Raw genomic sequence first — 8,597 nt, 5'->3', positions numbered from 1 at the left:
CAAAAGCCCCAGCAACTCATTGAGTTGCTGGGGCTTTTGCTTTTTGGGCTCGGGAGGCGAGCCAACAAAATCAACCACTTGCACTCGTAGGTTCAAATCACCCGCAACCAGTTGCAAGCAGTGGTCAGGACCGCGCCTGGTGCCCGGCCCCGCTCCAGGCGCGGAGTGGTCGGGACCGCCAGCAAGGGCGGGCGCACCGAAGGTCGGACCGGAGCGGCGTCAGAACGACGTCAGGTAGCGTTCGCCGAGATCGGGCAGGATGGCGACGATGACCTTGCCGGCATTCTCCCGCCGCGCCGCCAGCCGGGTCGCGGCCCACAGTGCTGCCCCGGAGGAGACGCCGGCAAAGATGCCTTCCTCCGCCACCAGCGCCAGCGCCGCTTCCTTGGCATCCCGGGTGTTCAGGGCGATGACCTCGTCGGCGATGCCGGTGTCGAAGTTCCTCGGCAACTGCTCGGGCGGCACTTCGGTGACCTTGTGCACTCCGTCGATCTGGGCGGGATACGGGTTCTCCTCCGTGGGCAGGGAGTCCTCGGCCGGCTCGGCGATCACCACCTTCAGTCCGGGCTTCTTCGACTTGAGGAACCGGCCACTGCCCGAAAGGGTGCCGCCGGTCCCCACGCCGCCGACCAGGATGTCCACGGCTCCGTCGGTGTCGCGCCAGATCTCCGGTCCCGTGGTCTCGAAATGCACCCGCGGATTGGCCGGGTTGGCAAGCTGGTCGGTGAAGAACGCGCCCGGGTTCTCCTCCTGGATGCGAAGGGTGATCTTCTCGAGGGCCTGGGGGTCGAGGAAGAACTCGTTCCTGACCGGCACCACCTCGGCCCCGAACAGGCGCAGGATCTTGACCTTGTCCGGGCTGATGTTGTCGCTGGCGTAGAACTTCGCCCTGTAGCCGCGTGACGCGGCGACGGCGGCCAGGCCGATGCCGGTGTTGCCGCTGGTCACGTCGACGATCAAGTCCCCGGGGCGGAGCTTCCCGGTCTCCTCCGCGTTCTTCAGGATGGCCCAGGCGATGCGGTCCTTCACGCTGCCTGCCGGATTGAAGGACTCGATCTTGACGAGGATCCGGGCGGGGAGATCGCGCCTGCGGCGGTAGTTGTGCAGCTCGAGAAGCGGCGTGTTCCCGATCAGCTCGGCGATGCTGTTGAAGACTCTCGGCATGGCGGATGTCTCACCTTCTCCGGGTCGTTGGCCGCGAAATTCCGCAACCGCGAGCTGCACAAGGGCAGTCAGTGGGCGTTGCTCGGCGTATAGGCCTCGAAGGGCTCGCCCTTGATCGCGGTCGACGGACGGCCGTCCACCCCGACCGGGACCTCGCCGCGCAGGGTGATGCGGTAGAGCTGCCGGTTGAAATCCAGGCTGTAGATGTCCCGCGGCGCCAGATGCGCCGTCGCGCGATTGTCCCAGAAGGCGATGCTGCCGGGCTGCCAGCGGAAGCGGACGGTATATTCCGGCCGCGCGATGTGCTCGAACAGCAGCTCCAGCAGCTGCTGGCTCTCGCGCGGGTGCAGTCCGGTCACGCGCTTCAGGAAGGACGGGCTCACGAACAGCACGCGCTCGCCGTTCTCCGGGATGACGCGGACCAGCGGGTGCTCGCTGACCAGCGGACGGGCCTGGTTCTTCTTGATGAAGGAGTCGGTCGCCTCCTGGCCCTCCGGCGGCGAGAAGTAATGGACGCCGCGGAGCGTGTCGACGAAGGCGCGGAGAGTCTCCGACAGGCCCTGATAGGCGACGGCGAGATTGGTCCACAGCGTGTCGCCGCCATAGGGCGGGATGTCGACGCCGCGCAGGATCGAGGCGGCGGGCGGGTTGACCGCCGCTGTGACGTCCGTGTGCCAGCCGGTCCAGGGGCGGATCAGCGGCTCGCCGACATGGCGCTCCGCGAAGCGGTCGCGGGCGACCGAATAGACCTGCGGATGCCCCTCGACGAAGCCGAACACCGGATGGCCGACGGTCGGGGCGCCGAAGGCGCTGGCGAAGGCGACGTGCTGGTCATGGGTCAGCGGCTGGTCGCGGAAGAACACCACCTTCCACTTCAGCAGCGCGGCCTTGATCTCGTCGACGACGGCGGCGTCCAGCGGCTGTGTCAGGTCGACGCCCGAGATCTCCGCGCCGATCAGCCCGGTCAGGGGATGCACGCCGATGTGGCGGGGTTCGGCGTCCGGCGCGGGCGTCGAGACGGCGAGGGTGGCGTTGGTCATGGCGGTCTCCATCGTTGGTGCGACAGCGCGCGCGGCTGCGGGGGGATCAGTGGGTGGGCTGGATGAGATCGCGCGGGACGACGCCGTCGGCCTGGTTCTGCCAGGCGACGATGTCGTTGAAGCGCGGGTCCAGGTAAGGCGCGATCCTGATGTCGCGCTTCAGCGCGCCGGTGGCCTTCAGTCCGTCGGCGATCTCCTGGAAGACCTCGGCCGCACGGTCGTCGACGAGGTAGTAGGAGCCGAGCCCGTCATTCTCGAACAGGCGCTTGCCCTGCTCGAAGGTCAGCCCCTGCTGCCCGACATAGCTTGCCTGGATCCAGGCGTCGGGGTTCGCCCGCTGCCAGTTGTAGAACTGGACCGCGCGGCGGACGAAGTCGGCGACCGCGGCCGTCTTGGCAGGGTCGTCGAGCAGCGTCTTGTGCACGACGATGATGTTCCAGCCCCAGTTGTGGCCGCGGCCGTCGGCCAGGATCGGCGGCTCGCCGATGCGGAAATACTGCTGGCCGAGGACGACGGCCGCATCGACCGCGCGGGAGGAGAAGGTGGGGGCGACCTCGGCGCCGGCGAGCTCGACGCCCTTGACGTCGGTCTCCAGCGACAGCCCCGCTTTGTGCAGGATGCTGGCCAGCGCCATGTGCCGGCCGGTGCCGGGCGGGTAGGCGACGGTGCGGCCGCGCAGGTCGGCGACCGAGCGGATGCCGGAATCGGGCTGCGCCACGACATAGTAGTTGCCGGCGGTGCCGGGATTGGCGCTCAGCGCCACCGCGACGAGATCTTCGACGCCGGCCGCGATCGCGATCGGCAGCGGCGCCTCGCCGATATAGCCGATATCGGCGCCGCCGGAGATCAGGGCCTCCAGCACCGCCGGGCCGCCGTTGAAGTTGGCGAACTCAGCCTCGTAGGGGACGCCCTCCGAGGCCTTGGACAGCGTCCACGGGATCGAGGCCTGGTCGTTCTGCTCCGCGATCACGAGGCGCACCCCCGGTGGGACCGCGGCGGCGAGGCGGGCGGCGAGGTCCTCGGCCCGGGCCGTCCCGGCGAGCCCGACGCCGAGGGTGAGCGCTGCGAGGCCGGCGATCAGCGACGCGCGGCGAGAGAGATTGGTCCGTCCGCGGACTGCGAAATGCGGGTCGGTCACGCTGTTGTTCCCCCTTTCAGATCGGATCGTTGGTTCAGTCCGCCGTCACGCCGAGCTCGGCGAGCAACCGGCGGCGCTGGGCGGCGAACCGCGGATCGGACCGGCTGCGCGGCGCGTCGACACCAACGGGAAGGTCCAGCGACAACCGTCCCTTCGTCAGAACCAGGACGCGGTCGGCGAGCAGGATCGCCTCGTCCACATCATGGGTGACGAGCAGCACGGCGGGCCGGTGGCGCTGGTACAGGTCCTGGAGCAGCGCGTGCATGCGGATCCGGGTCAGCGCGTCCAGGGCGCCGAACGGCTCGTCGAGCAACAGCAGCTGGGGCTCGCGCACCATCGCCCGGGCCAGCGCCACGCGCTGAGCCTCGCCGCCCGACAGGGTCCGGGGCCAGGCCTTCGCCTTGGCCTCCAGGCCGACCTCCTCGAGAGCGGCGAGGCCGCGCTCCCGCGTCTCCCGGGTCTGCGGCAGGCCGATCGTGACGTTGCGCAGCACCGGCAGCCACGGCATCAAGCGCGGGTCCTGGAACACGATCGCCCGGCGGCGCGGGACGCGGATGAAGCCCTCGACCTCGGCGTCGAGCGCCCCGAGCCCGCGCAGGAAGGTGCTCTTGCCGGAACCGCTGCGGCCCAGCAGGACGACGAACTCGCCCGGCAGGATGTCGAGATCGACCCCCTGCAGCACCGCTTGATCCTGGAACGACCGGACGACGTCGCGGGCGACGACGGCTGCGGTCTCAAGCGCCATCGAACGCCCTCCGCCAGCGCAGCAGCCGGGCTTCCAGGGCGCGGGCAAGCGACAGCGAGCCGAGGCCCAGGGCGGCATAGACCGCGATCAGCACGAAGATCACGTCGACCCGGAAATACTCGCGCGCGTCGCTCATCATCCGGCCGAGCCCGGTCTTGGCGTTGATGGTCTCGGCGAAGATCAGCGCCAGCCAGGCGGAGGTCAGCGCCAGCCGCAGCCCGACCAGGAAGCCGGGCAGGGCGCCCGGCAGGACGACTGCCGTCACCAGCTCCCGGCCGCGCACGCCGAACGATCGCGCGGCCTCGATCAGCCCGGCATCGACATTGCGGATGGCGCTGTAGGTGTTGATGTAGACGGCGATCCAGACGGTGAGCGCGACCAGCGCGACCTTCGGCTCCTCGCCGATGCCGAGCCAGGCGATCAGCAGCGGCAGGAAGGCGAAGTTCGGGACTGCGTGCAGCACCTCCATATTGGCGTCGACCAAGCTCTCGCCGAGGCGCGAGAGACCCGAGGCCAGCGCGCCGATCACGCCGAGCGACATGCCGACGGCAAGCCCGCGCAACACCCGGTCGAGCGAGGCGAGCAAATGCCCCTGCAACTCGCCCGAGGCGATCAGGGCGATCGCCGTGTCCAGCACCCGGAGCGGGCTGGGCGTCGTGCGCAGGTCGAGGAGTCCGGCCGAGGCCAGGCCCTGCCACACGATCAGCAGGAGAACGGGGCCGGCGAGGCGCTGCAGCCAGCGCGGCACGCGCGAGGTCCTGGACGGGACGACGCCCTCCCGGCGCGGGTCGACCAGATCCGCTTCCGGAACTCCGGCCGCGGCGGGGGTCGCGACGCGCTCCGGCACGGTGAAGACGGCCGGCTTTCGGGACGCGGAGAACATGGTCATCGGCGGATTGCCCACATGGTTCGCGCTGTCTCGTGGCGTGATCCGGGCAGGGCGTCTTCGCATCACGCCGCCCGACGGCTGCCGATCCGATCCAGAGAGGGCAGCCTGAGTCACCGACGATGATCGTTGTTTTTTCGATATATGCAATGCGTAAGTGTTGATACGGACAAAAATTCTACATCATGACGTGAATAACATTTTGACTCACTCACGTTAGTCGTGAAATGACTCAGGCCTTGGTGCGAACGGCCGTTCGGCCCGGACGTGGCGGGAAGGGGATGACTGTGACGGCGAGAACGGGGCTGATCGGGGCTATCCTGGGCGTCGCGATGGCGGTGCTGGGCAGCCAAGCCGCGCTGGCGGAGGGCGAGGGGACGCCGGTGCAAGGCGGGTCGCTGACCTGGGGCGTCGAGACCGAGCCGACCACGCTGAACCCGCATCTCAACGGCCAGGCCAAGGCCAAGCTGTTGCTGCGCAACGTGTTCGAATCCCTGCTGGCCCGCACCGCCGACGGCGGCTACGTCCCTTGGCTGGCGACCGGCTACAAGGTGTCGGACGACGGCAGGACCTACAGCTTTACCCTGCGCGACGACGTCTCCTTCAGCGACGGCCGGAAATTCGACGCCGCTGCCGTGGTCACCAACTTCACCAAGGTCAGGGACCCCGCCTATTCCGCGGCGATCAGCACCGGGCCGATCTCACACCTGGCCGAAGCCAGGGCTGTGGACGACAGGACGGTGGAGCTGACGCTGAAGGACGCCTATGCCCCGTTCCTCGACTACGTCGCGGCGCTGGAGATCATCTCCCCGGCCGCCTTCGCCTCGCCGAAGCTGAAGGCCGGCGGGCCCGAGGTGGCCGGCACCGGGCCCTTCATCCTCGACCGCTACGTCAAGGGCCAGGAGGCCCATTTCGTCCGCAACCCGGCCTACAACTGGGCGCCGGCGACGGCGTCGCATCAGGGGCCGGCCTATCTCGACGAGGTGACCTACCGGTTCCTGTCCGAATCCTCGGTGCGCACCGGGGCGCTGAGCTCGGGGCAGGTCGACCTGATCGAGGGCATCTCCGGCAACGATGCCGGGCTGTTCCGGGACGATCCCGAATTCCGCTACCGGCACGCGCTGAACTCCGGCACGCCCTGCACGCTGTATCTCAACACGACCTACGGCCCGACCCAGGACGTCCGCCTGCGCCGGGCGGTGATCGCGGCGGTCGATGTCGACGCGGTGCTGCAGTCGGTCTACCGCGGCGAGCGCACCCGGTCCTGGGGCATCACCGCGCCGATCGACACACAGCTCTACGACGCCGGCATCGAGGGCAGCTACGGCAACGATCCCCAGTTGGCCAACGCGCTGCTCGACGAGGCGGGCTGGACCGAGCGCGACGCCGAGGGCTTCCGCACCAAGGACGGCCAGCGCCTGCGCATCGAGGCGACCCAGGCCCAGGCCACGCTGCGCGACCAGCGCGACGTGCTGCTGCAGGCGCTACAGGCCCAACTGCGGCAGAAGGCGGGAATCGACCTGACCATCGCTTATGTCGATCCCGGCACCTATGCCGACCGGACCGCCAGCGGCAGGTTCGACGCCATCCTCAACTCGACCACGCCGGCCGGCGACGGCTTCAACATCGAGTACCACTACCTGCCGGTCGATCGGGGCGGCCGCATCAACTACAGCCGCACCGCGGCCCCGGAGGTGCTGGACTGGCTGCAGGCCGCCGCGGCGACGCTGGACCGCAAGACGCGCTTCGACCTCTACGCCCGGCTGCAGCGCTTCGCCATCGTCGAGCAGGGGCTGGGGCTGCCGCTCTACGTACCGGAAGACCAGATCGCCGCTGCCTCGCATGTCCATGGCGAGGGATTCCGCCCGTTCCACCAGATGCCGGAGAACGCCTACGGCATCTGGCTCGACCGCTAGCCCGCATCCGTCATCGCCCGATCGGCCAGCAAGGAGACGTCATCTTGGTCCTGAGCAAGCATCTGCGGAGGCTCGCCGTCGCCGCCGCGTTCGGCGTCTCGGTTCTCGCTCTCGGCGCCAGGAGCCTTCCCGCGGCCGCGGACACGCCCGTCACCGGCGGCTCGCTGACCTGGGGCGTGGAGACCGAGCCGGCGACGCTGAACCCCCATCTGAACGGGCAGGACAAGACCAAGCTGCTGCTGCGCAACGTCTTCGAATCCCTGCTGGCCCGCACCGCCGAGGGCGGCTACGTGCCGTGGCTCGCCACCGGCTACAAGGTGTCCGACGACGGCAAGACCTACAGCTTCACCTTGCGCGACGACGTCTCGTTCAGCGACGGCCAGGCGCTCGACGCCGCCGCGGTGGTGACGAACTTCACCAGGCTCAAGGACCCGGCCTATTCCGGCAGCGCCAGCGCCGGCCCGGTGTCCCATCTGGCCGAGGCCAAGGCCGTCGACGCCAGGACGGTGGAGCTGACCCTGAAGGACACCTACGCCCCGTTTCTCGATTTCGCGGCGGGGCTGGAGATCCTCTCCCCGACCGCCTTCGCCTCGCCGAAGCTGAAGGCCGGCGGGCCGGAGGTGCCCGGCACCGGGCCCTTCATCCTCGATCGCTACATCAAGGGTCAGGAGATCCACTTCGTCCGCAACCCGGCCTATCGCTGGGCGTCGTCCAACGCGGCGCATCAGGGGTCGGCCTATCTCGACGAGGTGACCTATCGCTTCCTGCCCGAATCCTCGGTGCGCATCGGGGCGCTGAGCTCGGGGCAGGTCGACCTGATCGAGGGCATCCCGGGCAATGACGCGGCGGTGTTCCGGGACGATCCGGAGTTCAGCTACCAGAAGGCGCTGAACACCGGCACGCCCTATTCCCTGTTCCTCAACACCGCCTACGGGCCTACCCAGGACATCCGCGTGCGCCAGGCACTGGTCGCGGCGATCGACGTCGATGCGGTGCTGCAGTCGGTCTATCGCGGCGAGCGGACGCGGGCCTGGGGCATCACCTCGCCGATCGACACGCAGTTCTACGACGCCGGCATCGAGCGCAGCTACGGCCACGACCCGAAGCAGGCGAACGCGCTGCTCGACGAGGCCGGCTGGACCGGCCGCGACGCCGAGGGGTTCCGCACCAGGGACGGCCAGCGCCTGAGCATCGAGGTGGTGCAGGCCCAGGCCACGGTGCGCGACCAGCGCGACGTGCTGCTGCAGGCGCTGCAGGCCCAGGCCCGGCAGCAGGCGGGCATCGACCTGACCATCGCCTATGTCGACGCCGGCACCTACACCGACCGGCGCGCCACCGGCAGGTTCGGCTCGATCGCCAACTCCAACACGCCGACCGACGCGATCGACATCGAGCTGCACTACCTGCCGATCGACCAGGGCGGATCGATCAACTACAGCCGCGCCGCGGCGCCGGAGCTGCTGACCTGGCTGCGGCAGGCCTCGGCCACCTTGGACCACAAGACCCGTTTCGACCTCTACGCGCGGCTGCAGCGCTTCGCCATCATCGAGCAGGCCTATGCCCTGCCGCTCTACGAGCCGGAGGACCAGATCGCCGCCGCCGCGCATGTCCATGGCGTCGGCTTCCGCCCGTTCAAGCAGCTGCCGGAGAGCGCCTACGACATCTGGGTCAGCCGGTAGCCGTCCGTCCGCAGCGGACAGGAGCAGGG

At 69.2% G+C, this 8,597-nt stretch carries 7 protein-coding genes; 2 read left to right on the top strand and 5 right to left on the bottom strand.

The window, feature by feature from the left end:
* Positions 1–219: 219 nt before the first annotated feature.
* From FFK22_RS26965 to FFK22_RS26945, 5 genes are all read right to left on the bottom strand, one after another.
* The gene (locus FFK22_RS26965) at positions 220–1,164 is read right to left on the bottom strand and encodes a PLP-dependent cysteine synthase family protein (protein WP_138890823.1); all 945 of its coding nucleotides are present in this window, start codon (positions 1,162–1,164) and stop codon (positions 220–222) included.
* A 68-nt stretch (positions 1,165–1,232) separates the two neighbouring features.
* Positions 1,233–2,204, bottom strand: coding sequence for a TauD/TfdA family dioxygenase (locus FFK22_RS26960; protein WP_138890822.1), 972 nt, complete (start codon positions 2,202–2,204; stop codon positions 1,233–1,235).
* A 46-nt stretch (positions 2,205–2,250) separates the two neighbouring features.
* Positions 2,251–3,342, bottom strand: a complete 1,092-nt coding sequence (locus FFK22_RS26955; protein ID WP_186002670.1) for a PhnD/SsuA/transferrin family substrate-binding protein — start codon at positions 3,340–3,342, stop codon at positions 2,251–2,253.
* A gap of 34 nt (positions 3,343–3,376) precedes the next feature.
* The gene (locus tag FFK22_RS26950; RefSeq protein ID WP_138890820.1) at positions 3,377–4,087 is read right to left on the bottom strand and encodes an ABC transporter ATP-binding protein; all 711 of its coding nucleotides are present in this window, start codon (positions 4,085–4,087) and stop codon (positions 3,377–3,379) included.
* Positions 4,077–4,976 (bottom strand): ABC transporter permease, encoded by a 900-nt coding sequence (locus FFK22_RS26945; RefSeq protein WP_306770176.1) that lies wholly within the window; start codon positions 4,974–4,976, stop codon positions 4,077–4,079. Before FFK22_RS26945 ends, FFK22_RS26950 begins: the two co-directional genes overlap by 11 nt.
* Before the next feature lie 284 nt (positions 4,977–5,260).
* Here FFK22_RS26945 and FFK22_RS26940 point away from each other — a divergent pair, with 284 nt between their 5' ends.
* Complete coding sequence (locus FFK22_RS26940; protein ID WP_221938882.1) at positions 5,261–6,889, top strand: ABC transporter substrate-binding protein; 1,629 nt, start codon at positions 5,261–5,263, stop codon at positions 6,887–6,889.
* A 44-nt stretch (positions 6,890–6,933) separates the two neighbouring features.
* Complete coding sequence (locus tag FFK22_RS26935; protein ID WP_221938881.1) at positions 6,934–8,568, top strand: ABC transporter substrate-binding protein; 1,635 nt, start codon at positions 6,934–6,936, stop codon at positions 8,566–8,568.
* Positions 8,569–8,597 lie beyond the last annotated feature (29 nt).

This window comes from Mycobacterium sp. KBS0706, from assembly GCF_005938675.2.
Taxonomy (GTDB): Bacteria; Pseudomonadota; Alphaproteobacteria; order DSM-16000; family Inquilinaceae; genus Inquilinus.
The sequence above is the reverse complement of the archived record's forward strand: the minus strand, read 5'-3'. Positions and strand labels throughout refer to the sequence as shown.

What these genes read in the sequence shown, in the direction of transcription:
- FFK22_RS26945 (WP_306770176.1), bottom strand. Translation starts at nt 4,976, where the DNA reads ATGACCATGTTCTCCGCGTCCCGAAAGCCGGCCGTCTTCACCGTGCCG.
- FFK22_RS26960 (WP_138890822.1), bottom strand. Translation starts at nt 2,204, where the DNA reads ATGACCAACGCCACCCTCGCCGTCTCGACGCCCGCGCCGGACGCCGAA.
- FFK22_RS26950 (WP_138890820.1), bottom strand. Translation starts at nt 4,087, where the DNA reads ATGGCGCTTGAGACCGCAGCCGTCGTCGCCCGCGACGTCGTCCGGTCG.
- FFK22_RS26965 (WP_138890823.1), bottom strand. Translation starts at nt 1,164, where the DNA reads ATGCCGAGAGTCTTCAACAGCATCGCCGAGCTGATCGGGAACACGCCG.